Source organism: Hydrogenobacter subterraneus (assembly GCF_055390195.1).
Map to the genome: position 1 here is coordinate 871,128 of NZ_AP042473.1, position 22,888 is coordinate 894,015.

At 43.0% G+C, this 22,888-nt stretch carries 22 protein-coding genes and 1 CRISPR repeat array; of the genes, 19 read left to right on the forward strand and 3 right to left on the reverse strand.

The window, feature by feature from the left end:
• Positions 1-7 precede the first annotated feature (7 nt).
• The 6 genes from ACZ5GB_RS04825 to ACZ5GB_RS04850 all read left to right on the forward strand — a co-directional run bounded on the left by ACZ5GB_RS04825 (position 8) and on the right by ACZ5GB_RS04850 (position 7,348).
• Entirely contained in the window at positions 8-979 is a 972-nt protein-coding gene (locus tag ACZ5GB_RS04825) for a thiamine pyrophosphate-dependent dehydrogenase E1 component subunit alpha (protein ID WP_464326124.1), read from the forward strand.
• A complete protein-coding gene (locus tag ACZ5GB_RS04830) occupies positions 966-1,943 on the forward strand; it encodes an alpha-ketoacid dehydrogenase subunit beta (protein ID WP_464326125.1) in 978 nt (325 codons plus the stop codon). Before ACZ5GB_RS04825 ends, ACZ5GB_RS04830 begins: the two co-directional genes overlap by 14 nt.
• Positions 1,933-3,162, forward strand: a complete 1,230-nt coding sequence (locus tag ACZ5GB_RS04835; RefSeq protein ID WP_464326126.1) for a dihydrolipoamide acetyltransferase family protein — start codon at positions 1,933-1,935, stop codon at positions 3,160-3,162. Before ACZ5GB_RS04830 ends, ACZ5GB_RS04835 begins: the two co-directional genes overlap by 11 nt.
• A 3-nt stretch (positions 3,163-3,165) precedes the next feature.
• Positions 3,166-4,392, forward strand: a complete 1,227-nt coding sequence (locus tag ACZ5GB_RS04840) for an FAD-dependent oxidoreductase (protein ID WP_464326127.1) — start codon at positions 3,166-3,168, stop codon at positions 4,390-4,392.
• Positions 4,393-4,571: 179 nt separating this feature from the next.
• Complete coding sequence (locus ACZ5GB_RS04845; protein WP_464326128.1) at positions 4,572-6,773, forward strand: penicillin-binding protein 1A; 2,202 nt, start codon at positions 4,572-4,574, stop codon at positions 6,771-6,773.
• Entirely contained in the window at positions 6,773-7,348 is a 576-nt protein-coding gene (locus ACZ5GB_RS04850; RefSeq protein WP_464326129.1) for a 3'-5' exonuclease, read from the forward strand. Before ACZ5GB_RS04845 ends, ACZ5GB_RS04850 begins: the two co-directional genes overlap by 1 nt.
• On the opposite strand, the gene ACZ5GB_RS04855 is transcribed toward ACZ5GB_RS04850, so the two are convergent.
• Genes ACZ5GB_RS04855 through ACZ5GB_RS04865 form a run of 3 tightly spaced genes read right to left on the reverse strand, consistent with a single transcriptional unit; the run spans position 7,337 to position 10,783 of the window.
• On the reverse strand, positions 7,337-8,293 hold the full coding sequence (locus tag ACZ5GB_RS04855; RefSeq protein ID WP_464326130.1) for a hypothetical protein: 957 nt from the start codon (positions 8,291-8,293) through the stop codon (positions 7,337-7,339). The genes ACZ5GB_RS04850 and ACZ5GB_RS04855 overlap by 12 nt on opposite strands.
• The gene (locus ACZ5GB_RS04860) at positions 8,284-9,645 is read right to left on the reverse strand and encodes an N-6 DNA methylase (RefSeq protein ID WP_464326131.1); all 1,362 of its coding nucleotides are present in this window, start codon (positions 9,643-9,645) and stop codon (positions 8,284-8,286) included. The genes ACZ5GB_RS04855 and ACZ5GB_RS04860 overlap by 10 nt, the downstream gene beginning before the upstream one ends.
• 43 nt (positions 9,646-9,688) lie before the next feature.
• The gene (locus ACZ5GB_RS04865) at positions 9,689-10,783 is read right to left on the reverse strand and encodes a J domain-containing protein (RefSeq protein WP_464326132.1); all 1,095 of its coding nucleotides are present in this window, start codon (positions 10,781-10,783) and stop codon (positions 9,689-9,691) included.
• A 30-nt stretch (positions 10,784-10,813) separates the two neighbouring features.
• Between ACZ5GB_RS04865 and ACZ5GB_RS04870 the strand changes: the two genes are divergently transcribed.
• The 13 genes from ACZ5GB_RS04870 (at position 10,814) to nuoK (ending at position 22,888) form a co-directional block, all read left to right on the forward strand.
• Positions 10,814-11,653 (forward strand): metal ABC transporter substrate-binding protein, encoded by an 840-nt coding sequence (locus ACZ5GB_RS04870; RefSeq protein WP_464326133.1) that lies wholly within the window; start codon positions 10,814-10,816, stop codon positions 11,651-11,653.
• Complete coding sequence (locus ACZ5GB_RS04875) at positions 11,638-12,312, forward strand: metal ABC transporter ATP-binding protein (protein ID WP_464326134.1); 675 nt, start codon at positions 11,638-11,640, stop codon at positions 12,310-12,312. The genes ACZ5GB_RS04870 and ACZ5GB_RS04875 overlap by 16 nt, the downstream gene beginning before the upstream one ends.
• A 12-nt stretch (positions 12,313-12,324) precedes the next feature.
• The gene (locus ACZ5GB_RS04880) at positions 12,325-12,741 is read left to right on the forward strand and encodes a c-type cytochrome biogenesis protein CcmI/CycH (RefSeq protein WP_464326135.1); all 417 of its coding nucleotides are present in this window, start codon (positions 12,325-12,327) and stop codon (positions 12,739-12,741) included.
• A complete protein-coding gene (locus tag ACZ5GB_RS04885) occupies positions 12,741-13,211 on the forward strand; it encodes a YqhA family protein (RefSeq protein ID WP_464326136.1) in 471 nt (156 codons plus the stop codon). Before ACZ5GB_RS04880 ends, ACZ5GB_RS04885 begins: the two co-directional genes overlap by 1 nt.
• Entirely contained in the window at positions 13,211-14,719 is a 1,509-nt protein-coding gene (locus tag ACZ5GB_RS04890) for a sigma-54 interaction domain-containing protein (protein WP_464326137.1), read from the forward strand. The genes ACZ5GB_RS04885 and ACZ5GB_RS04890 overlap by 1 nt, the downstream gene beginning before the upstream one ends.
• Before the next feature lies 1 nt (position 14,720).
• Entirely contained in the window at positions 14,721-15,413 is a 693-nt protein-coding gene (locus ACZ5GB_RS04895) for a succinate dehydrogenase/fumarate reductase iron-sulfur subunit (protein ID WP_464326138.1), read from the forward strand.
• An 11-nt stretch (positions 15,414-15,424) separates the two neighbouring features.
• On the forward strand, positions 15,425-16,429 hold the full coding sequence (locus ACZ5GB_RS04900; protein WP_464326139.1) for an aldo/keto reductase: 1,005 nt from the start codon (positions 15,425-15,427) through the stop codon (positions 16,427-16,429).
• Between the two features lie 152 nt (positions 16,430-16,581).
• A complete protein-coding gene (locus ACZ5GB_RS04905; protein WP_464326140.1) occupies positions 16,582-17,766 on the forward strand; it encodes a chromosomal replication initiator protein DnaA in 1,185 nt (394 codons plus the stop codon).
• Between the two features lie 11 nt (positions 17,767-17,777).
• On the forward strand, positions 17,778-19,328 hold the full coding sequence (locus tag ACZ5GB_RS04910; RefSeq protein ID WP_464326141.1) for an AAA family ATPase: 1,551 nt from the start codon (positions 17,778-17,780) through the stop codon (positions 19,326-19,328).
• Positions 19,321-19,995 (forward strand): N-glycosylase/DNA lyase, encoded by a 675-nt coding sequence (locus ACZ5GB_RS04915; RefSeq protein ID WP_464326142.1) that lies wholly within the window; start codon positions 19,321-19,323, stop codon positions 19,993-19,995. Before ACZ5GB_RS04910 ends, ACZ5GB_RS04915 begins: the two co-directional genes overlap by 8 nt.
• Before the next feature lie 18 nt (positions 19,996-20,013).
• Positions 20,014-21,166: a CRISPR direct-repeat array (repeat unit 29 nt; unit sequence CTTTACATCCCACATAGTTCAGATAAAAC).
• Positions 21,167-21,507: 341 nt separating this feature from the next.
• Complete coding sequence (locus tag ACZ5GB_RS04920; RefSeq protein ID WP_464326143.1) at positions 21,508-22,113, forward strand: NuoI/complex I 23 kDa subunit family protein; 606 nt, start codon at positions 21,508-21,510, stop codon at positions 22,111-22,113.
• The gene (locus ACZ5GB_RS04925) at positions 22,101-22,589 is read left to right on the forward strand and encodes an NADH-quinone oxidoreductase subunit J family protein (RefSeq protein WP_464326144.1); all 489 of its coding nucleotides are present in this window, start codon (positions 22,101-22,103) and stop codon (positions 22,587-22,589) included. The genes ACZ5GB_RS04920 and ACZ5GB_RS04925 overlap by 13 nt, the downstream gene beginning before the upstream one ends.
• On the forward strand, positions 22,586-22,888 hold the full coding sequence (gene nuoK / locus ACZ5GB_RS04930; protein ID WP_464326145.1) for an NADH-quinone oxidoreductase subunit NuoK: 303 nt from the start codon (positions 22,586-22,588) through the stop codon (positions 22,886-22,888). The genes ACZ5GB_RS04925 and nuoK overlap by 4 nt, the downstream gene beginning before the upstream one ends.

Below are 22,888 nucleotides of genomic sequence, written 5' to 3' on the forward strand. Positions count from 1 at the left end.
TTTCTCCATGAGCCAGACCTTGGCGGAAAAGTTTTACTACCTTATGAAGCTTGGGAGGGAGTTTGAGATAAGGTGTAAGGAAGAGTATTTGAAGGGGAACATATCGGGCTTTTTGCACCTTGCCATAGGGGAGGAGGCGGTGCATGTGGGTGCGGTGGTGGGCTTTGGCAAGGGGGACCTCTTTTGTCCTTACAGGGAGCATGTATTGGCTTTGGCAAGGGGTATAGACCCAAAGCTTATAATGGCTGAGCTTTTTGGAAAGGCCACGGGCGTCTCAAAGGGCAAGGGTGGCTCCATGCATCTTTATGAGCCAAAGATGGACTTCTATGGGGGCAACGCCATAGTGGCGGCGCACATTCCCCATGCGGTAGGCGCAGCCTACGCCAGAAAGCTTATGGGCGAAAAGGCGGGTGTTTTGTGTATATTTGGAGATGGAGCCACAAACAACGGCACCTTCTTTGAAGCTATAAACATGGCCTCCCTTTGGGAGGTGCCAGTTTTATTTCTCTGTGAAAACAACTACTACGCCATAGGCACACACATATCAAGGTCCTCGGCCATAAAGGAAATACATCTTAAGGCAAGGGACTACATGCCCACAGAGGTGGTGGACGGCATGGACGTTTTTGCCGTCTATGAGGCTGTCCTTAGGGCAAAGGCCTACATAGAAGAGTATGGAAAGCCATACTTTATAGAGGCCATTACCTACAGGTTTGAGGGCCATTCTATGGCAGACAAGGGGGACTACAGGTCTCCAAGGGAGCTGGAGATGTTCAAAAAGAGGGACCCAATAAAGCTTCTTGTGGAAAGGTCCTTAAAAGAAGGGTGGCTCACAGAGGAGCAGATAAGGATAATAGACCAAAAGGTGGAGGCCATAGTGGAAGAATCTGTCCAGTTCGCCCTAAGCTCTCCAGAGCCTTCTGAGGAGGAGCTATACACGGATATATACTGCGGGGTGTGTTCCGATGTTATACCGTGATGCTCTAAACCTTGCCCTTGACCATGCCATGGAGCATGACAGCAGGGTGGTCATACTTGGTGAGGATGTGGGCTTTTACGGTGGCAACTATAAGGTGACAGATGGCCTCTATGTAAAGTATGGGCCAAAGAGGGTAATAGACACACCCATAGCGGAGAACTCCATAGTGGGCACTGCCATAGGTATGGCCATGATGGGCCTTCGCCCTGTGGCTGAGATAATGACGGTAAACTTTGCCATGCTGGCCATGGACCAGTTTGTAAACCAAATGGCAAAGCTAAGATACATGAGCGGTGGAAAGATCTTTCTACCCCTTGTGGTAAGGATGCCTCAAGGTGTGGCAAAACAGCTTGCAGCACAGCACTCTCAAAGCCTTGAGCATATGTTTGCCAGCATACCGGGCCTTTATGTTTTTTGCGCCTCCGACTCTATTAGCGCCTACCATGGTCTTTTGTATGCCATAAGGATGGATGACCCTGTGGTCTTTTTGGAGCATACACTCCTTTATGGTATGGACTTTCCCTTTGAGTATGTTAAAGACTTTGACCCTTTTAGGGCAAGGGTGCTAAAGGAGGGGAAGGACATAACGGTGGTCTCCTACCTTAAGATGGTCCATGATGTGCTAAAGGCATGCCAGTGGCTTGAGGAAAAGGATGGCATATCTTGCGAGGTCATAGACCTTGTCTCTTTGAGGCCCATAGACTTTGAAACCATATACCAGTCTGTCAAAAAGACAAAGAGGCTTGTGGTGGTCTATGAGGCTCCAAAAAGCCTTGGGCTTGGTGCGGAGATAAGCGCAAGGGTATCAGAAGAGCTTTTTTACTTTCTTGATGCTCCACCGCTTAGGATAGCTGGGGAGGAGGTACCCATACCTTACAACAGGAAGCTTGAGCTTTTGGCCATACCCACGCCGGAGAAGATATACAGCCAAATACTAAGCTGGAGCAAAAGGCATGGACTATGAGGTTTTGATGCCACAGTTTTCAGACACTATGGAGAGGGGGAAGGTGGTAAGGTGGCTAAAAAAGGAGGGGGACTTTGTGAAAAAGGGGGAGGTTATAGCAGAAATTGAGGCCGAAAAGGCCGTTATGGAGCTTCAAAGCTTCAAAAGGGGTATTCTAAAAAGGATACTGGTAAAGGAAGGGGAAGAGGTGCCGGTGGGCAAGCCCATAGCCATCATGGAGCTGGGAGAAAAGGTAAAGGAAACTCCTAAGGTGGAAGAGGTAAAAAAGGAAGAGGAGAAAAAACCAGAGGAACCTCCAAAGGTAAAGGTGGAGGTGCAAGAAAAAGTGGAACTTCCTCCCGGCTTTGCCTCTCCTTATGCAAGGCTTTTGGCAAAGGAGAAGGGCATAGACCTTCAAGAGCTACAAAAGGAAGAAAGACTTCCTTCCCCAGCCCATGCCAAGGACATAGAGGAGTTTTTAAAGGAAAGGCACTTCACACCAAAGGCCCTTGAGCTTTTAAAGGAGTATGAGCTAAGCGTAGAAGAGCTTCTGAAGGAACTTCCAGACAGGAAGATTGACGAGGACCTCCTTTTGGCCTACGTAGAAGAGAAGAACATACCAAAGAAGGTGCCCATCTCCTTTGCTCAAAAGAGCCTAATTTCCAACCTTTCAAAGAGCTTTGTGGTCCCACACTACCACATATACGAGGTCTTTGATCTCTCTCTCATACCTTGGGACAAAGATATCACCCTCACCCATTGGCTCATAAAGATTGTGGGCGATGCCATGCAATACTTTGAAAGGTTAAGGGCTGTGTATAAAGAGGACCACTACCTTATATACCCTTCCTCCAACGTGGGCTTTGCCGTGGCTGTAGGTGATGAGCTTTATGCCCCCGTGGTAAAGGATGTGCAAAGGAAGGGCCTGAGGGAGATAGCCCAAGAGGTAAGAGAGCTAAGGAAAAAGGCGGAAGAGGGAAGGCTTAGCCTTGAGGACATAAGCGGTGCTACCCTCACCATATCCAACCTTGGCATGTTTGGCATAAGAGCCTTTGATGCGGTCATCCCTTACGGTCAAGTATGTATAATGGCCGTGGGCATGCAGGACCAAGAGGGCAAGGTACACATTACCTTCACCTTTGACCACAGGGTGGTAAACGGCCTTCATGCAGCCCTCTTTGTGAAGCACCTAAAGGAGAAGGTCTTGGACAAAAACTACATAAAGATGCTACGGAGATAAGCTATGGACTATGATGTGATCCTTTTGGGAGGAGGGCTTGCCTACACGGGCGCAGAACTTCTGAGGAATGCGGGCCTAAAGGTGGCCATAGTAGAAAAGGACCCTTCCCACCTTGGCGGCGTTTGCCTCCATAAAGGCTGTGTTCCCACCAAGCTTTACCTCTTTGAGGCGAGAAAGGCCTATGACCTAAAAAACTCTTCCCTTCTCTCTGTAAAGGAGATTGCCTTTGACCTAAAAAGCTTAAAAGGAAAGAAGGAAAGGCTTACAAAAAGTTTGAGAGACCAGATAGAGAGGCTTTTAAAGGGTGTGGACTTTATCTACGGCTACGGTGAGCTGGTAGAGCCACATGTGGTAGAAGTGGAAGGAAAAAGGCTAAGCGCCAAGCATATCATCATAAACACGGGAAAGTCCTATCCCTTGGAGCCAAACGGAGACCATCTTTTGGAACTGGAAGAAGTTCCAGAAAGTTTAAAGATAGCGGGTGATGATCCTCTGGCCTTTGAGTTTGCCTGCATGTTTGTCCTCATGAATTGTAAGGTGGAGCTTTACTTTGAAGAGGGAAGCCTTGACTTTATGCATACTTCCATAAGGGGAAGGCTGTTAAAGATGCTAAAGGATATGAATATAAGTCTTATGCCTTTATCTGAAGCACCAAAGGAAAACGTCTATTGGATAAAAAGGAGGGTGCCAAACACTAAATGTATAAAGGTAGAAATATCCATGGATGCCCTTGGCCATATAGTTGTGGACAAAAACTATGAGACCTCTTTGAAGGATCACTATGCGGTGGGCGATGTAAACGGTATAGCGGAGCTTGCCCACGCCAGCAGAGTTCAAGCCCTCTCTGTGGCAAAAAGGATAATAAAGGGCCAGGGCTTTTTCACACCACCTTACAAAATTCCATACGTTTTATACACCCAGCCCCTATCTTACGCAAAGGTGGGCTTTACCAAAAGGGAGCTTGAGAAGAAGGGAGTAGAGTTTAGCGAAAAAAGCGTAAGCCTTAGGTCCTTTGCGGTAGGAAGTATATACCACACGGAGGAAGGTATGGCCTTTTTGTACTTTGATAAGAAGGGCTTTTTGCTCGGTGCGGAGGTCCTCTCAAGGGATGCGGGAGAGGTTATAGGGAGTCTTACAGTTAGTCTTTTCTCCGAGCTGAACCTTGATATGCTTTCAAGGCTCTGCCTTCCACATCCCACCTTGGGAGAGGTGATTTTTATGAGGGTTTGAGAAATGCTAAAAGATGAACTAACAAAAGATTTGGCTACAAAGGCAGATATTTTGCTTTTGAAGACTGAAATTAAGATTTTTGATTTTACTTTTTACAATAATCTTTCTAAACAGGGATGTCTTAGAATTTCTGACAAAGCTTTTAGGTCTTATAAGATAGTTGTATAATTATACTTAAGGTGCGAAAGCTTCTTTCCATTGCTGTAATAGCCTTTGGCTTTTTGTTCCTTCTGGGCTTTATAACAGTAGCCCTTCTTTCCGTCGGCCTTCCATCGGTGGAAACACTAAAAGACTGGAAGCCACCTGTTGCCACAGTGGTCTATGATGCTAAGGACAGGCCCTTTGGTGATGTAGCATTGCAAAGAAGATATTATGTGGAGCTAAAGGATATACCCCTTCATGTAAGACAAGCCTTTATATCCGCAGAGGATAAGAACTTTTACAAACACCCAGGTATTGACCCCATAGCCATACTGAGGGCCATTTTTGCCAACATAAGACATGGAGAGGTTAGACAGGGAGCATCCACCATAACACAGCAGGTGGCAAGAAACCTCTTCCTCACACCAGATAGAAGCATAAAAAGAAAGATAAGGGAAGCCCTTCTGGCTTTAAAGATTGAAAGGCATTTTACAAAGGACCAGATATTGGAGATGTATCTTAACTACATATACTTGGGTCAAGGCGCCTACGGCGTGGAAGCCGCCTCAAGGATATACTTTGGAAAGTCGGTAAAAGACCTAACTGTGGATGAGGCTGCCATCCTTCCCGGCCTTCCAAAGGCGCCCACTAAGTATAACCCTTTTAGAAATCCTGAAAAGGTCAAAGAAAGAAGAGACTATGTGCTTACGCGTATGTATGAGGATGGATATTTAAATGAGGAAGACTATAAAAGGCTTATTGAAAAGCCTATAAAGGTAAGGCTTGAAAACAGATACTATGGAATGGACTACTTCCTTGACTTTGTAAAGGAATATTTGATTGAAAAGTATGGTGAAGTGGTCCTTGCTGGCGGGTATAAGGTATATACCACCGTGGATAAGGACCTACAAGAGCATGCAAGAAAGGCTCTAAAGCGTGGAATAGAAAGGGTTGCAAAGGCCAACGGCATACCTTTTTTGCCAGAGGACCCCTATGAGATAGAAAAGAAATATCAAGAACAAACTGTAGAAGAAAAGCCGGGCAAGGTATACATAGGCAAGGTTGTAAGCGTAGAGGGTGATAGCCTTGTAGTTGAGCTAAAAGACAGACAGTATGAAGTGGACAGAACAAGCCTTCCTGTAGAAAAGGGAGATTATGTGCTTGTGAGGTTTTACAAAAGTAAAAAAGGTCTAAAGGTAGAGGTGCTTCCAGACCTTCAAGGTGCCTTGGTAAGCCTTGACGCAAAAACGGGAGCAATAAAGGCCATGGTGGGAGGTTATTCTTATCTTAGAAGCACCTTTAACAGAGCTGTATATGCCAAGCGTCAGCCCGGTTCTGCCATAAAGCCCATTATCTACCTTGCCGCTCTTATGAAAGGTTATACGCAAGCCACTCTTATAGATGCAACCCCAAGAAGTTTTTATGACCCTTCCACGGGTAAGGAGTGGACGCCAGATAACTACGAAGGTGCAGAATATGGCAAGATTACCTTAAGGACGGCCCTAGCCAAAAGTATAAACACAGCTACAGTAAACCTTCTTGCAGATATAGGCTTTGACACACCTATAGAAATTGGAAAACTTTTAGGAATTGAATTAAAACCTTATTACTCTATGGCCCTTGGTAGCATTGAGGTTACACCACTTCAACTCACCTCAGCCTTTCAAGCCTTTGCCAACCTTGGTACTTTGTGCAAGCCTTACTTTATAAGAAAGATAGTAGGTCCAGACGGGTCCATACTGGAAGAGAATTCTCCACAATGCCAGCAGATCCTTCCGCCCCAGGAGACAAGAGTTTTGGTTGATATGCTAAGGGCTGTGGTGCTTGAGGGTACGGCTGTGGCTGCAGGCTCTATGCAAAGGGTGGTGGCGGGAAAGACAGGCACTACAAACGATTATATGGATGCATGGTTTGTGGGCTTTTCTCCTGATATTGTGGCTGGTGTTTGGGTAGGCTTTGATATAAAGAGGAGTATGGGTAAAGGCATGGCTGGTGCAAGGGTAGCCTTGCCCATATGGATAGACTACATGTCCGTAGCCAGTTATATGTATCCATATAACGATTTTCCCATTCCCGATGGTGTGGTGGTGGTAAACTGTCCACAACCTATGCTCTTTGTGGCAGGCACAGAAGGTGCGTGTAAGGGAGAAGAACCTAATCAAAGCAATGAGCTTGAAGGTATAGTGGACCCAAAGTATATGAAGAAGGAAGAGGGTCCTAAGGTAAAGGAGATACCTTAATGAAAGAAATTCTCCTTGAAAGCACCTTTGTCAGCATAGACATAGAAGCTACAGGTTTTGACCCATCAAAGTCCGACATTATTGAAATAGCCTGTGTAAGGGTAGAAGGGGGTATAATCACGGAGAGGTTTTCCACCCTTGTAAACCCTGGCTATCCCTTACCCCAAAGAATAACAGAGCTTACGGGCATTACTAACGCCATGCTTGTAGGAAAGCCAAAGATAGAAGAGGTCCTTCCTAAGTTTTTAAAATTTATTGGAGACAGCATTTTGGTAGCCCATAGAGTAGAAAAGGACATAGCTTTTATTGACAAGTATTACAGAAGGCTTTATGGCAAGAGGTTTAGACCTCCCCATATATGCACGCTAAGCCTGGCCAAAAACGTGCTTCCAAACCTAAAAAGGTATTCCCTCAAGGACCTCGCAGACCAGTTTGGCATAGAGTATAGGAGGATCCATAGAGCGATGGACGATGCCCAGATAACGGCACTGGTATTCCTTGAGCTTCTAAAAATACTTTGGCACAGGCTTGGCATAGGAGACTACCTTGAGGTCAAAAGGCTTTCAAAGGGTTGAGATAATATCTTTTATTAGTGATCTCAAGCCAGCTGTGTTAACAAAGAAATTCTTCTTGTTCCTTTTTAAGGCTACTTCAATGTCTTTTCTTTGTTTTTTAACCTTTTTGCCAACACTCTCTATGAACTTATTGAAGTATAAACCATCCATAAAAGATAGATAATGGACGTATTCTTTTCTTTCTTGCTGTTTTATAAAATCTATTAATTCAGCCACCTGCTTATCTTGCGCACCTCCAGACTCTTTAATATGCTTTGCTTCTATCACAATATACCGTTCGCTTATTTTTACAACCAAATCTGGCTTTTTCCCTTGATGTTTTTGACCAAATTCATACTTAATTTCCATAACTTTGCAAAATTCATTAAACAACACTTCATCGCCCTGATCTGGTAAAAAATAAGCTACTAAATTCTTTCTTAAATCTTCTAAATTACCAACCCTGCTTACTTCCTTTCCAATACATTCTTCTAACAGTCTTATAACCTTGTTTATACCACCTATACCCTTCTTCCTAGATGCACCACTATCGTACAAAGCTTGAGCTACTATATCTGTGTATCCAAGTTTATCGTATAGTTTGCGTCTTTTTTCACAGTAGCTATCCAATAGATGTTTTAAAGTTTCTTTACGTACCTCATCTGGCATGCTCTTAAATATTGAATAAGACATATCAAGAACTTTCCAAAAGGCTACAAACTCTGTATATTGAATTTTATCCGTGGAAGTTAGGATATTGTATATATCCTCTATGAGGGATTCATCCAATTTATCCTTTTCTTTAAGCACACAATAGCATACTATAAGGTCCCGCAGTTGCCATATTTTATTAATCAAATTCTTATCTTCAACTATTATCTCATCGGATATGTAGAGAGGATCTATCAAAGGCTCTGGATTTTTCAAAGACTCTTCCCAATAATAAAGGTTTTCCTTTATACCCATAATACCTTTTTCCTTTTCCTGTTTTTTATATATGACACTAAACCCTCTCCATCTTTTTTTGATATAAGGTCCTTAAGCGTCAATTTTTCCTCATCATTCATTTCCAAAATAGGAAAGGTTTGAATTAAGGCCTTTGCCTGAGAAAGACCAAGATATTTGCGTGTATATTCACTATCGGAGTATTTATAGGTGGTCATGAACTCACTGTCCGTTATTTCCCTAAAATATTCAAGAACAAGGTTAAAGTAATCTCTTAAGAGAATTTGGTCTTCTATGCTTAATGTAGGATGAAGAAACACTTGTATTGGATGAGTTCTATACTTTTCCTTAGAAACCAAAATCCCGTCCGCTTCAAAAAAATCCCTTATTCTGTATAAGCCAGCCCTACCTTTTGTCGTGCCAGTATCTAAGGTTTTTATAAAAAGGATATTTGACCTTATTTTCTGCGCCAACTTTTCGTTTACATATATTTTTTTCTTTTTATACTTTCCACCTTCAAAATCATTAACATCTATAACTTCCACTTCAATCTGGCCTTCATTCTTCTTTACATCGTCAAGCAACAGATAAAATTGAACTTCTAAGGGTTTATCCGCTTTGGCAGATTTTACAAACTCTTCAAACTCAAGGCCAGCACGGTAATTATTTTTAGGGTCAAGCACATATATACGCTTTTTTTTATCATGATTTATCTTTAGACCTTCAAAAACTATCCTTTCATGACCATAGACATTTTTCCGTTCAAAGAAACAGATTACTACGTTTGTACCCGTAAAATCAAATATAGGTCTTTCAAAAATTATTGCCTTTTTAATTGTATAGTAAGCTAAAAAATCCTTTCTTATTTTATTTGAAACAGAAGCACCGAATAAAAAGTTTGACGGAATTATGTAAATCATCTTTCTAATACCATGCCTTAGGTCGTTAATAAGCGCAAGTTGATACAGGTCTTGGTATCCTTCCTTCTCACCTTTAAAGTATTTCAAATACTTCCGTGTTTCCTCATGCTTCATTATATAGCCAAGATATAAATACGGTGGATTAGTTATATGAAAAACTGGATAATCCATCCTTAGCAAAAATTCAGGATAATCCTCAATAGTATCTCTTACCTGAATGTTCCTTTCTGCAACTTCTTTCGGAATGCCGTATTCCATTGCCTTCTCAATAGCCTTCTTTACCATATTCTCTTGAATGTCAAACAGAAAGATGTGTTTTTCAAAAAATTCTATCCTCCTTTCCTCTGGTATGGCCTCCAACATTGGAAGAATTAGATTTCCCTCTCCAGAAAACATATCAACCCAAAGATAATCATACAGATGCGCCTTAATTTCCGGAAAAATATACTCCATAAAGACCTCTGTAGGAGTAGGATAGTATCCTAAGAACCTTCTTTTAAGATTTGTGTTCATCACTTAAAAATTTTAAGGTAATACCTTTTATCCTTTCAATAAATCCCTTTTCCACATACACCCCTTCATCCTCCAACTCTTTTGCCATTTTTTCCAAAAGGCTTCTTAAGTTACCGCTTACATTCTTTGGCACCTCTATACGAAAGCTTATTATGAGGTTGCCCGCACCTCCTTGCGTGGGAAAGCCCTTCCCCAGTATAGTCTTTGTGGACCCACATTCTGTCCCAGGCTGGACAAAAACTTCTATTTCTTCTCCGTCAAGGCCTTTTACCTTAAAAGTGCCACCCAGCACGGCCATAGGAAAGGAGATAAGCTTTTCCATATAAAGGTCCTTTCCAACCTTTCTAAAAACATCATGAGGCTTTAGGCTTACTCTAAGGTATAGGTCTCCCGGTTCCCCTCCTCTTTCTCCCGTATGCCCAAGGCCAGATACCTTTAGAACTTCCCCTTCGTCCGTTCCGGGTGGTATGCTTACCCTCACTTTGCTCCTCTTTGCCACCCTTCCCCTTCCACCGCAGGTGGGACAAAGGTTCTTTATTATATAGCCCCTACCTTTACAAACAGAACAAGGCCTGGGAAAGTTAAATATACCGCTTACCCTCCTTCCAGTGCCTCCACAGGCGTGGCATGTGATCCTTTCCATTTCTCCCCTGTAGCCCTTGCCCTCACAGTCCGGACAGTCTATCCACCTTTCATACTCTATCTCCTTTTCCGTTCCAAAGCCAGCCTCCTCAAGGGTCAATTCAAGCTTTAGCCTTATATCCTGGCCCCTTTTGGGCTTTGGCGCCCTTCTCATACCTTGCCATATGCTTTCAAGAAAGTCCTGAATGTACTCCATAAAATCTCTGTATCTTTTTTCATCGCCACTCTGCAATATGCGGTCATACTCTTGTCTTTTTTGTTCGTCTGAGAGAATGTGATAGGCTTCGTTTATCTCTCTAAAGCGTTCTTTGGCCTGAGGGTCTGGGTTTATATCTGGGTGCCACTCCTTGGCAAGCCTTCTGTATGCCTTCTTTATTTCTTCCTTTGTGGCATTCCTGCTTACTCCAAGTATCTGGTAGTAATCCTTTATGGGCATGGATTAAAAGTATATGTTAAAATTAAAACCATGCCATTCATAATCCTAATACTGCTTTTAATGCCCCTTATATCCATCGGAAAGGAACTCTTGCTTGCCACAACCTATCCAATATACTACCCTTTGAAGTATATAGCGGGCGATAGGTTTGAGGTGGATGTGCTAATAAAAGGCCAATCGGACCCACACCACTATGAATTAAAGCCGGGAGACATAAAAAGGATACAAAAGGCAAAGGCCTTTTTCTACCTTGGAGTGGAAAGCTGGGAGAAAAGGTTGGCAAACAGACTTCCTAAGGGAAAGGCCTATTCCCTTGAAAGAAATATAAGCTTTATAAAAGTAGGCAACAGCCTTGACCCGCACCTTTGGCTATCACCAAGGGCCTATTCTCAACTTGTGGAAAATATAAAAAAGGCTTTGATTAGCATTGACCCTTCTGGTGCGGAAGAATACAAAAAAAGGTCTGAGGAGTTCTTAAAAGACCTAAAGGTACTTGACGAGGAGTATAAAAAAACGCTTTCTAAGTGCCAAAGCAGGGCGATTGTCATTACCCACCTGTCTGTTCTTTACCTTGGAAGGGATTATGGCCTTGAGGTTATAGGCCTAAGAGGCTTGCATGCGGAGGAGGAACCAAAGCCTTCGGAGATAAGGAATATGGTGGAAAGGATAAAGAAAAGCAAAGTCAAAACACTCTTTCACGAGCTTGGCTATGATGAGGCCTTGGCAAAAAGGATAGCCCAAGAGGTGGGAGCCAAGATAGTTCCCTTTAACACCTCCCTCTTCCCAGAAAAGGCGCAGGATGACTACTTCTCTATAATGAAAAGGAATTTGGAAAGACTTTCTGAGGGTCTAAGTTGTCCGACAAGGTAATAGAGGTAATAAACCTTAGCTTTAGGTATAAAAGGGATGAACCACTTATAGAAAATTTAAGCTTTGAGGTAAGAAAGGGAGAGTTCTTTGGCATCCTTGGCCCTAACGGCGCTGGTAAAAGTACACTCCTCAGGCTCATCCTTGGCTTTTTAAAACCACAAAGTGGTGAGGTTAGGCTCTTTGGCCAAAGGCTTGATAGCTTTTCCCAATGGCAAAGGGTAGGCTATGTGCCCCAAAGGTTTGCAGTGGAGAGGGCCTTTACGGGCAACGTGGAAGAATTGCTCAGAGCTTCTGCTCCAAAAGAGAAGGTAGGCTGGATCATAGCCTTCCTACACCTTGAAAACGTGCTTAAAAGGCCCTTTACAAAGCTCTCCGGCGGAGAACAGCAAAAGGTCTTGCTTGCCATGGCACTTGCCACAAACCCAGACCTAATACTATTGGATGAGCCAATGACAGGGCTGGATATACACGCCCAAGAGCATATAGAGTATGTGCTAAAAGAGATAGCTAAAGACAGGACGGTGGTAGTGGTCTCTCACGATATTGGCTTTGTTTTGAGAAATGCCACCAAAATCCTATGCCTTGGCATGCCCTTCTGCAAAGTAATCAAGCCCCAAGAGTTTGAAAGTTTGATTAGAGAACTCTACCGGTTGCATTAAAATATAATCTCCATGATAAAGTTTTTAATCCTTCTTTTCCTTATCTTCTCCTGCCAGCCTCTGCCTAAGGATGTGCCTTTGGAAAAGTATAGGAACCAGTTTATAGAAGGGCAGGTGTTTTTGGATGATAGCCTACGAGGCAAAGTGCCAAAGGGTGATCACTTCCTTATAATCTCTGTAAGGGACTTGGAGAATCCTATGCCTATAGCGGTTTTAAGGGTGAAAAATCCTAAGCTTCCTTACCACTTTAAGATAACCGGCAAACACAAGCTAAGCCACGATAGGATAATGGAGGGTCAAGTGGTGCTAACGGCACGCATAAGTCCATCGGATAAGGCGGAGGTCCAAAAGGGAGACCTTATTGGCTCTACAAACGCCTTGGTGGGAACAAGGGGTGTAAAGATAATAATAAATACAGAGGTGAAGTGATGGAGAGGTTGGTTAGATTCTTTGTGGAAAGAGGTAAGGCTATAGCTATACTTCCTGCTCTTAGCCTTTTTATAAGCGCCGTTTTCCTTGGCTTTTACGGTGTTTACCTTTCCTTTGAAGCCATCTATAAGGTTTTTACAAGTCCAGAATATCTTGATACGGCTGTGCTTTCTACCAAGTTTATAGCCGTAATGGACATACACCTACTTTCCGTTATCCTGTATATCTTTGCCGTAGGCCTCTATGAACTATTTGTGGGCAAGCTAAACGTGCCTGAGTGGCTAAAGATTGAGAGCATAGACCAGCTAAAGGCCAAGCTGGCAAGCGTGGTCATCCTCATCCTTGCCATAACCTTTACAAAGAATGTGGTAAAGTGGAAAGAGCCTATGGAGACTCTCCTTTTTGGTGTGGCCATTGCTGTAGTGATAGGAGTGCTTATCTTTTATTATAAGGTGAAAGAAGAACACTGATGGAAAGGAGCTTAAACCTTAGAGAGCTTACCATAATAAACGAGGTTGCCAAAATCCTGAGTAAAGGCTTTGAGTTTACCAAAAGCTTGGAAGAGCTTTTAAAGGTCCTATACTCCTTTTGGGATGTAAGGTATAGCTATGTGGCCCTATATTCGCCAGAGATAAAAGCCTTAAAGATAGTTAAAGCCTTTGGGCTAACGGAGGAGGAGGTAGAGAGGGGCATCTTTAGAAGGGGCGAGGGAGTGGTGGGAAAGGTCTATAAGGATGGTGTGCCCGTATTCCTTTCCGATATAAGGGTAAATGCCTACCTTAACAAAACGGGTTTGAGGGAGAGGCTTGAGGGTAATATGAGCTTTGTGGCCGTGCCTATTAGGTTGGGTGGAGAGCCATTGGGCGTGCTTGCAGTGTTCAAAGACTTTGGTGAGGAGAGTGTAGAAAGGGGTGTGGAGCTTCTTATGATAGTGGGGACTATGATAGGTATGCTGTATAAGTTGGATGAGAAGATGAACCAAGAAAGGCAGGAGTGGGAGGAGGAAAGAAGACTCTTAACAAAGGCTTTGAGTGAAAGGTATAATGTGGAGGGCATAGTTGGCAAAAGCCTTGCCATAAGGAAGCTACTTGACCTTATAGAGAGGGTGGCGCAGACAGATGTTAACGTGCTTATAACTGGCGAGAGCGGAACGGGCAAAAGCCTTGTGGCAAAGGCCATACACTTTATGAGCAAAAGAAAGGAAAAGCCCTTTATAACCATAAACTGTAGCGCCATACCAGAGACCTTACTTGAGGCGGAACTCTTTGGCTATGAAAAAGGGTCCTTTACAGGAGCTTACACTTCAAAGAAGGGCAAGTTTGAGCTGGCAAACGGTGGAACCATATTTTTGGATGAGATAGGAGATATGCCCCTTGCCCTACAGCCCAAAATACTCAGAGTCATACAGGACAAGGAGATAGAGAGGCTTGGCAGTGAAAAGACCATAAAGGTGGATGTGCGCATAATATCCGCCACAAACAAAGATTTGAGAGAACTTGTAGCTCAAGGGCATTTTAGAGAGGACCTCTACTACAGGCTCAACGTGCTACCCATACACATACCACCCCTTAGAGAAAGAAAGGAGGATATTCCCATACTCGTGGACCACTTCCTTGAGGTATTTAACCAAAGGTATAACAAAAAGGTAAAGTTCCATCCAAAGGTGATTGAGATCTTTATGGAATACCCTTGGTATGGAAACGTTAGAGAGCTTGAGAATGCGGTGGAAAGGTTGGTTATATTGAGGGATGGCCTAATTAGGGAATCGGACCTACCACCCTACTTCTTTACAAGGCTTGATACTTCTGAGCCAAGGAACATACCGCAGGTCATAGAAAGCACAGAAAGGGAAGAGATACTAAAGGCCCTTGAAAAAACAGGTTATGTAAAATCAAGAGCAGCAAGGCTTCTTGGATACACACTAAGACAGCTTGACTACAGGATACGAAAGTACAAGATTGAAATAAAGAGGTATTGAGGTGAAGGTAAGGATAAAAAGAAGTCCTCTCGCAAGGGAGGAGTTTGAAATAGATGTAGAAAAGGACCTTACCCTTCTTGAGGTCCTATACAAGATAAAGGAAGTAGACCCCACCCTCTCCTTTAGAAGCATGTGTAGGGCTGGCATATGCGGGACTTGTGCAGTAAAGCTAAACGGAAAGCCTGTGCTTGCATGCTCCACAAGGGTATTACCTTCAGAAGAAGAGATTTTTATAGAACCCCTTGACGGCTTTAGAGTCATAAAGGACCTTGTGGTGGACCACGAAGAGATGTATTTGAAATTAAAGAGGTCAAAGGTTTGGCTTTATCCATCCGAATCAAATGTAAGAGTTGATGAGAGGATAAACCTTAAAAGCTCAAGAAGTTGGGAGTGTATCCTTTGTGGCATATGCGACAGCGTTTGTCCTGTGCTTTCCACATCATCCCTTTTTGGAGGGCCCATAATCTTGACAAGGCTTTATAAACATCTCATAGACCCGAGGAACGCAAACCAAGAGGCCACCGTAAAGACCTTACACTCCCTCAAGCCAGACCTTTGCACCCATTGTATGAACTGCTCTTATGCATGTCCCAAAAGGCTTATGCCAGAGGGCCTTATAAGAGAGGAAGAAAATCTTTTGGTGGAAAAGGGGCTTTTGCAAAAACAAGCAGGCTTTGACTTTTTGAGCTTCTAAAGGAGGAAAATATGAAAGAGTTTTTGGACCTAAAACTTTCAGACCTTGGAGTAGGCACATACCTTGGAGAACTTGACCAAAAGACTTCCGAAGGTTATAAGGAAGTTATCAGGCTTGCCGTAAGGGAAGGGATAAATGTGATAGACACGGCCATAGTTTACAGGTATATGAAAAGCGAAAGGGATATAGGGGATGTGCTTGAAGAGGTAGGAAGGGAAAGGGTGATCCTTTCTACAAAGGGAGGGTATATTCCCTACGATGTGGACTCTAAGGTTGACCCAAAGGACTACTTTTATGAGAACTTTATAAACACAGGCATAGTAGACATACAGGAGATGACGCCACAGGGCCATTACCTTTCCGCAAAGTTTATAAACTGGTGCTTGGAAAAGAGCCTTGAGAATATGAAAACTTCTTACGTAGATGTGTATTTTCTCCATAACCCAGAGGAACAGTTAAACTTCATAAGTAGAGAGGCCTTCAACAGGAAGATAAGGGAGTGCTTTGAATACCTTGAGGAAGAAGTAAAGAGAGGCAGGGTAAAATACTATGGTCTTGCCACTTGGTCTGGCTTTAGAGTGTCGCCCGCAAGCAGGCAGTACCTTAACTTAAAAGAGCTATTAAGCATAGCAAAAGAGGTGGCTGGTGAGGACCACCACTTCAAGTTCATACAGCTTCCTTATAGCCTTGGTATGCCAGAGGCCTATACTATGAAAAATCAAGAGATAGACGGAGAAAAGCTTTCCACCATTGAAGCTTGCCAAAGGCTTGGCCTTTATGTATATACGAGCGCCAGCATATACCAAGGTAGGGTGATAGGCAGGGTGCCAAAGGAGCTAAAGGAAAAGCTAAAAGTAGATAGCGATGTGCTATCAAGTCTTCAGTTTGTGCTTAGCACACCGGGCGTGGGTACAGCCCTTGTGGGCATGAGTAAGGTGGACCACCTTAGAGAGAACTTAAGAATAATGCATATTCCAAGGCTAAGTCCTACGGAGTTTATAAGCCTTTTTAAATAGACACAAAGTAGGCATTACTTAGGTCAAGCAATGGCAGAGCCTTGTCTTATAAAGCTTTTTGAGTTTGGAATACCATAGCCTTTGGCTTTACTATTTATAAAACCCATTGAGGGGCGTAAAAGGTCATAGAAAGTAGTTATAAAGATTGAGCCATGAGGGATTTTTTACTTTTTTTGGAAAACAGAGATAGGTTTGCGGTGGGGCTTTTTAGGCAGTTTAGCATTGAAGAAACCCCAAGCAAAGTTATCATAATCACGCCCACCCTTGAACACAAGAGGTGGGTCTTGGAGTATATAAAAGCAAGGCTATCCGATTATGGTAAGGAGATATTTGTAAAATCAAAGGAAGAAGAGGAAAGGGAAGATATAAAGGATGGCATTCAGCCCAAGTTCAGCTTTGAAAACTTTGTGGTGGGTAAGTCCAACGAGCTTGCCTATAGGGTATGCTTTGAAGTGGCTTCAAACCCCGGTAGCTACAGCCCCCTATTTATCTATGGTGGTGTGGGTCTTGGTAAAACCCATCTCCTTCATGCCATAGGGAACAGGTCCAAGTCTTTGGGCTACAAGGTAGTATATAGGCAGGCCAGCGACTTCTCGGAGGAGATGATAAAAAGCCTAAGGCAGGACAAAATGGAGGAATTTAGAAAGTTATACTCCAACGTGGACCTTTTGCTTTTGGATGATGTGCAGTTCCTTTCGGGAAAAGAAAGGACCCAGGTGGAGCTTTTTAGGATTTTTGAAAGCCTTCAGGCAAAGGAAAAGCAGATAGTCTTTGTAAGCGATAGGCATCCAAGGGACATAAAGGATGTTTCCGAAAGGCTTCTTAGCAGGTTTGCCAGCGGTCTCATACTGGAAATAGGTCTGGATGAGGATACAAAGCTTTCCATAGTCAAAAACAAGCTTTTGCTTTTTGGTCTTCCTTTGGACAAAAGGTATATAGACTACGTTATGGAAAATACGGGCTTTAGCGTAAGGGAGATAGAAGGCTTTATAAAAACCCTTAAGCTTACAGGCATAAGGGAAGAAGTAAAGAAAAGTCCAAAGAGGGAAGAGGAGCTTCTGGCCCTTATTGCCAAGCACTTTATGCTAAGGGTGGAGGACCTAAAAAGGGAAACAAAGGAAAGAAAGATAATTAGGGCAAGGCAGATAGCCATGTACTTTTGCAAGGTGTTGCTACGAATGAGCTACTCAGAAATAAGCAAACTTTTTGGTAAATCAGACCACACTTCGGCCCTTTATGCCATTAAAAAGGTAGAAGAAAAAAGACAAACAGACAAGAAGTTTGACTACATGCTTCAGGTTTTGGAAAAGAATTTAAGAAGGTTTATAAAGGAGTAAATTTTATATCCATGCTGGTAAGGTTAACCCTTGAAAACTTTTTTCTTATAAAGGGTGAAGAGCTTTACTTTGATAAGGGGCTAAACGTGATAACTGGAGAGACTGGAACGGGGAAATCTCTCACCATATCTTCACTTCTATTCCTAATGGGTGAAGATGGTGATTACCCGGAAGGCACATGCGTGGAGGCAGAGCTTTTTTCCGAGGGTGAAAGCGTAGTCCTAAGAAGGGAGGTAGTAAAAGGAAGGAGCAGGTATTACCTTGATGGAAGGGGTAGCAACAGAAGGGTGGTAGAAGAAATCCTTTCTTCTCAGGTGCTTCTCCAAGGTCAAAACGATAGGACAAAGATAATGCGATCGGACTTTCAAAGGGATGTTTATGATAGATTTGTGAAGGCTCTTGAAGCAAGGAGCAGGGTGGAGAAGGTTTATGAGGAGGTTTTGGACCTAAGGGAAAGGCTAAGGAATATAAGAGAAAGGAGGATTGAAAGGGAGATAAGGAGAAGACTTATTGAGGAGGAGATAAAAGAGATAGAAGGCATAGGCCTTTCTCCAGAGTTTTATGACCAGGTCAAAAAAAGGCTTGAAGAGATAAACTTGGCGGAAAGGATAAACAACCTTGTGCTTTCGGCCCTTTCTGGCCTTGAGGCAAGCGCAGAAGGCCTAAAGGTGGCAAGCAAGGCCCTAAGGGAGCTTTCAAGCTTTAAGGATGTAAAGGAGCAACTGGAAAGTCTTGAGCCAATAAGGGATGTGCTTTTTGAGATAGAGAGGTCTTTAAGGACTATGCTTGTCTCCTACAGCCAAGAGGAGCTTGATAGCCTAAATGAGAAGGTCTTTAAGGTTCAAAGGCTTGAAAGAAAGTATGGTATGAGCTATAGAGAGCTTTGGGACCACATGCAAAGGCTAAAGGAAGAGCTTAAAAGATTTGAAGAGGAAGAAAGTCCAGAGAAGCTGGAAGAAGAACTAAAAAGGAAGGAGGAGGAGCTTGAAAGGTTATACGATGAGCTAAGCCAGATAAGGCAGAGGGGGAAGGAGGAGTTTGAAAGGAGGGTTTTGGAATATTTGAAGGATATGGGGCTTGAGAAGGCAAGCTTTAAGGTGCATTTTGAGGAGAAGGTGGGAAGGTATGGTAAAGAGCAGGTAAAGTTTTTATTCTCTTCCTATGGTAGGGATGAAAAAGAGGTCTCCGATGTGGCCTCTGGTGGTGAGGTCTCAAGACTTTCCCTTGCCCTTTTTATGCTTTCGCCACCAGCCCAGACCTACGTTTTGGATGAGGTGGATGCTGGCATAAGCGGTATTACTTCCATAAGGCTTGCAAAGCTTTTGAGGGAGCTTTCAAAAAACACCCAGCTTATAGTTATAACTCATCAGCCAGCGGTGGCCTGTGCAGGAGACAAGCACTTTACTACAAAAAAAGAATACATGGGGGACATTCCCTTTATCAAAGTGGTTGAACTGCAAGAAGAGGAGCGCCTTGAGGAGATAGCAAGGCTTATGGGAAAGGTGAATGAAAACACCTTAAGGGGTGCAAAGGACCTAATAAAGGAGGTTTGCGGTGTTTGAGGAGATATTAAAGATAAAGGAAAAGGTCAAGCCTTATGTGGATAAAAGACTATCTGAGTTCAAAGAACTGGGGGAGAAGGGAAAGACCACCTTTGATTTTAGACCCTTTGCGGACAATGTGTATGAGGCAGACCTTTTTTCCGAGCTTTGCTTTTGCATACTTACAGCCAACTCTTCTGCGTTGATGGGCATAAAACTGCAAAAGGCCATAGGCATAGAGGGCTTCAAAAGCATGAGCTTGGAAGAGCTTGAAAAGGCCATCTCTTCCGCAGGCCACAGGTTTGCCCGCCAAAGGGCAGAGAGGATAGTCAAGGCAAGGGAGAATTTTCATAGAGTTATGGAGCTTTTAAAGAACTCTAAGAATGCCAAGGAGATAAGAGAGCTTTTGAGCGATAGCTGTTCCAAGTATAAGGTGGAAGGCTTTGGCCTAAAGGAGGCTTCCCATTTTCTCAGAAACATAGGCTATGAGAACCTTGCCATAGTGGACAGGCACGTGTTCCGATACCTCAAAGAAAAGGGCCTTTTGCCAGACTATAAGACCATCACAAGGAAGATATACCTTGAGGCGGAAAAAAGGCTTGAAGAGGTATGCGAAAGGCTTGGCATGACCCAAGCAGAGCTTGACCTTTATGTTTTTTACTATAAAACGGGAAAAGTGTTGAAGTAATTTACATCACTTTACATCCTTTACATCCCACATAGTTCAGATAAAACCGGTCCAAAGCTCATAAAACTTCCCAGACTTTCCAGCCTTTACATCCCACATAGTTCAGATAAAACTCTCTTTCTACGTCTCTCTATCACATTTCTTACTTGCCTTTACATCCCACATAGTTCAGATAAAACTCTACTGGACATATGAAGAGTGGGACAACAGATGCTTCACTTTACATCCCACATAGTTCAGATAAAACAAGAGATATTTGACTATCTTGAGCACCTTCAAACTATTACTTTACATCCCACATAGTTCAGATAAAACTTACAGAATTACAAGAACAGCAGAGTATCTTACTTTACATCCCACATAGTTCAGATAAAACTATTCTCTTTTTGTTATGGTTCTTCCCGTTATTCTCCTTTACATCCCACATAGTTCAGATAAAACACTGCTCTGGAACTGCAAGCTCTACATCGTACTGGCTCTTTACATCCCACATAGTTCAGATAAAACGCTGTAAAATTCCAAACGAGTTCAAAGATTTCCTTGTTCTTTACATCCCACATAGTTCAGATAAAACAGGTGAGAACACTATTCAGTATGTTGACAGAGAAACCTTTACATCCCACATAGTTCAGATAAAACAGATGAAAAGGAAAGTGAAAAGTATCTCATGTTACACTTTACATCCCACATAGTTCAGATAAAACAATTTTGAAAGGGTTGGTTTACAATCATACTTTAGATTCTTTACATCCCACATAGTTCAGATAAAACGTTTGGAGTTGAGGGCAACTATCAGCGATATTGAGTCCTTTACATCCCACATAGTTCAGATAAAACAGTGTTAGATTAAGACAAACCTTCATCCCGCCGTGCCCTTTACATCCCACATAGTTCAGATAAAACATGGTACGCAGATATGTATGAAAACACGAAGCGTGGGTTACTTTACATCCCACATAGTTCAGATAAAACTACCTAAGAACAAGCATATTGATTTACCAGCCAAGCTTCTTTACATCCCACATAGTTCAGATAAAACGTCAGTCCTCCGCAAGTGCCTGCTGTTGGGAAAGGTAGCTTTACATCCCACATAGTTCAGATAAAACATACCATTCACCATTGACGTCTTTCGTAGCTTGCCCCTTTACATCCCACATAGTTCAGATAAAACCCACCACCTACCACCTAAATCTAATATAGATAATACACCAATTTTAGGAATCTGTCAAGTGGTTCAAGTGAAGCAAAATTTCCGCGAACCTTCAGTTGGGAATTGAGAATTTTTCGCAAAAAGACTTCTAAGCCTTGATATATCTTATCCAGAAGGTTATGAACCTAAAAGGTAGGTTCACGGATGATTAAGAGATGATAAAGTAAATTTTTGCGTTTTTGTCTCAAAGAGTTTTTGCACGCAGGAAGTATGCTTTAAATAATTTTAAAAACACAAAGGGAGTGATTAATCTCATAAACTTTTGCATGAGGGTTCAATATGGCTTAAAATAATAGCCCACTATGGGTATAAAAAAGGTAGACAGGAAAGCCTTCCTTAACCTTATAGAGACGGTGCTATTTGTGGATTTTATAAAGGGCCTTTCGGTCACGCTAAAAAACCTTTTTCGCAGGCCTATCACCACCAACTATCCCATTGAAAAGCTAACGCCACCTAAGAGGTATAGAGGGGCCCATGGCCATTTTGTTTGGGATGGCACAGAGCCAGACTCTCTAAGGGCCATAGAGAAGTTTATGAGCTATGAGAAGGGTAAGAGCAGGTGCGTGGCCTGTTATATGTGCCAGACAGCCTGTCCTATGCCAACCCTCTTTAGAATAGAGGCGGTGCAGATGCCCGACGGGTCTAAAAAGGTAGTTAGGTTTGATATGAACTTGCTTAACTGTCTTTTCTGTGGTCTATGCGTGGATGCTTGTCCTGTGGGCTGTCTTACCATGACAGACCTTTATGAGCTTGCTGGCTATACAAGAAGGTCTGCGGTGCTTAAAATGGACAAGCTTGAAGAGAACGCCATAGACTGGAAGAAGAGAAGGGGCAATGAGCCCGACCGTATATGGATTGACGATGAACATAGAGAAAGACTTTGGGGGAAGATAGAATGGAGTGGATAATCTTTGGCTTTTTGGCCTCTTGGGCTGTTTTGTCCGTGATGGGTGTTCTATTTTTGAAAAACCCAGTGCATGCCCTTCTATCCTTTGTTAGCCTTATACTGGCGGTGGCTGGCATGTTCCTTCACTTGGGTGCGGAGCTTTTAGCAGGCTTACAGCTTATAATCTATGCGGTTGCCATAGTGGTCTTTTATGTCTTTGTGATAACCACCATTCCTTGGGAAAAGGTCAAAAGGTTTGAAGGCTTTTATAAAAAGGAGTTTTTCTTTGGCTTTCCCATTTTGCTTTTGGCCTTTGGAGGCTTTGCCTATGCCATACTTAAAGGCAACTTTGCCCATGTGGGTGTGGCGGGCCAAGATAATGTAAAGGAGGTAGGTAAGAGCCTTTTTACCACTTACCTCTTTCCTCTTGAAGTGGCTTCTGTTATACTATTGACAGCCATGATAGGAGCCATCCTTCTTGGGAGGAAAGAGGAGTGAGCATAGAGAAGGCTTATATCCTTATAAGCATCTTTTTATTCCTTTCGGGCCTGCTTGGTGTTATCATAAGAAAGAACCTTATAACCCTTCTCATAAGCACGGAGCTTATGCTGAACGGGGTAAACTTGGCACTTGCGAGCGTGGATAAGATGGTTGGCGGTGTGGAAGGGCAGGTTTTTGCACTGTTTGTATTGGCGGTGGCTGCTTCTGAGGTGGCCGTAGGCCTTGGCCTGATAGTGGCTCTCTTTAGGCTTAAGGGCTATGAAGGCTCTTCTGAAATTACGCACCTGAGGGAATAG

Excerpts from the sequence above, each read along its gene's own strand:
- ACZ5GB_RS04880 (WP_464326135.1), top strand. The coding sequence starts at position 12,325 with ATGATAAAGTTTTTAATCCTTCTTTTCCTTATCTTCTCCTGCCAGCCT.
- ACZ5GB_RS04885 (WP_464326136.1), top strand. The coding sequence starts at position 12,741 with ATGGAGAGGTTGGTTAGATTCTTTGTGGAAAGAGGTAAGGCTATAGCT.
- ACZ5GB_RS04850 (WP_464326129.1), top strand. The coding sequence starts at position 6,773 with ATGAAAGAAATTCTCCTTGAAAGCACCTTTGTCAGCATAGACATAGAA.
- ACZ5GB_RS04890 (WP_464326137.1), top strand. The coding sequence starts at position 13,211 with ATGGAAAGGAGCTTAAACCTTAGAGAGCTTACCATAATAAACGAGGTT.
- ACZ5GB_RS04910 (WP_464326141.1), top strand. The coding sequence starts at position 17,778 with ATGCTGGTAAGGTTAACCCTTGAAAACTTTTTTCTTATAAAGGGTGAA.
- ACZ5GB_RS04925 (WP_464326144.1), top strand. The coding sequence starts at position 22,101 with ATGGAGTGGATAATCTTTGGCTTTTTGGCCTCTTGGGCTGTTTTGTCC.
- ACZ5GB_RS04900 (WP_464326139.1), top strand. The coding sequence starts at position 15,425 with ATGAAAGAGTTTTTGGACCTAAAACTTTCAGACCTTGGAGTAGGCACA.
- ACZ5GB_RS04855 (WP_464326130.1), bottom strand. The coding sequence starts at position 8,293 with ATGGGTATAAAGGAAAACCTTTATTATTGGGAAGAGTCTTTGAAAAAT.
- ACZ5GB_RS04870 (WP_464326133.1), top strand. The coding sequence starts at position 10,814 with ATGCCATTCATAATCCTAATACTGCTTTTAATGCCCCTTATATCCATC.
- ACZ5GB_RS04920 (WP_464326143.1), top strand. The coding sequence starts at position 21,508 with ATGGGTATAAAAAAGGTAGACAGGAAAGCCTTCCTTAACCTTATAGAG.
- ACZ5GB_RS04840 (WP_464326127.1), top strand. The coding sequence starts at position 3,166 with ATGGACTATGATGTGATCCTTTTGGGAGGAGGGCTTGCCTACACGGGC.
- ACZ5GB_RS04865 (WP_464326132.1), bottom strand. The coding sequence starts at position 10,783 with ATGCCCATAAAGGATTACTACCAGATACTTGGAGTAAGCAGGAATGCC.
- ACZ5GB_RS04860 (WP_464326131.1), bottom strand. The coding sequence starts at position 9,645 with ATGGAGTATATTTTTCCGGAAATTAAGGCGCATCTGTATGATTATCTT.
- ACZ5GB_RS04830 (WP_464326125.1), top strand. The coding sequence starts at position 966 with ATGTTATACCGTGATGCTCTAAACCTTGCCCTTGACCATGCCATGGAG.
- ACZ5GB_RS04835 (WP_464326126.1), top strand. The coding sequence starts at position 1,933 with ATGGACTATGAGGTTTTGATGCCACAGTTTTCAGACACTATGGAGAGG.
- ACZ5GB_RS04905 (WP_464326140.1), top strand. The coding sequence starts at position 16,582 with ATGAGGGATTTTTTACTTTTTTTGGAAAACAGAGATAGGTTTGCGGTG.
- ACZ5GB_RS04825 (WP_464326124.1), top strand. The coding sequence starts at position 8 with ATGAGCCAGACCTTGGCGGAAAAGTTTTACTACCTTATGAAGCTTGGG.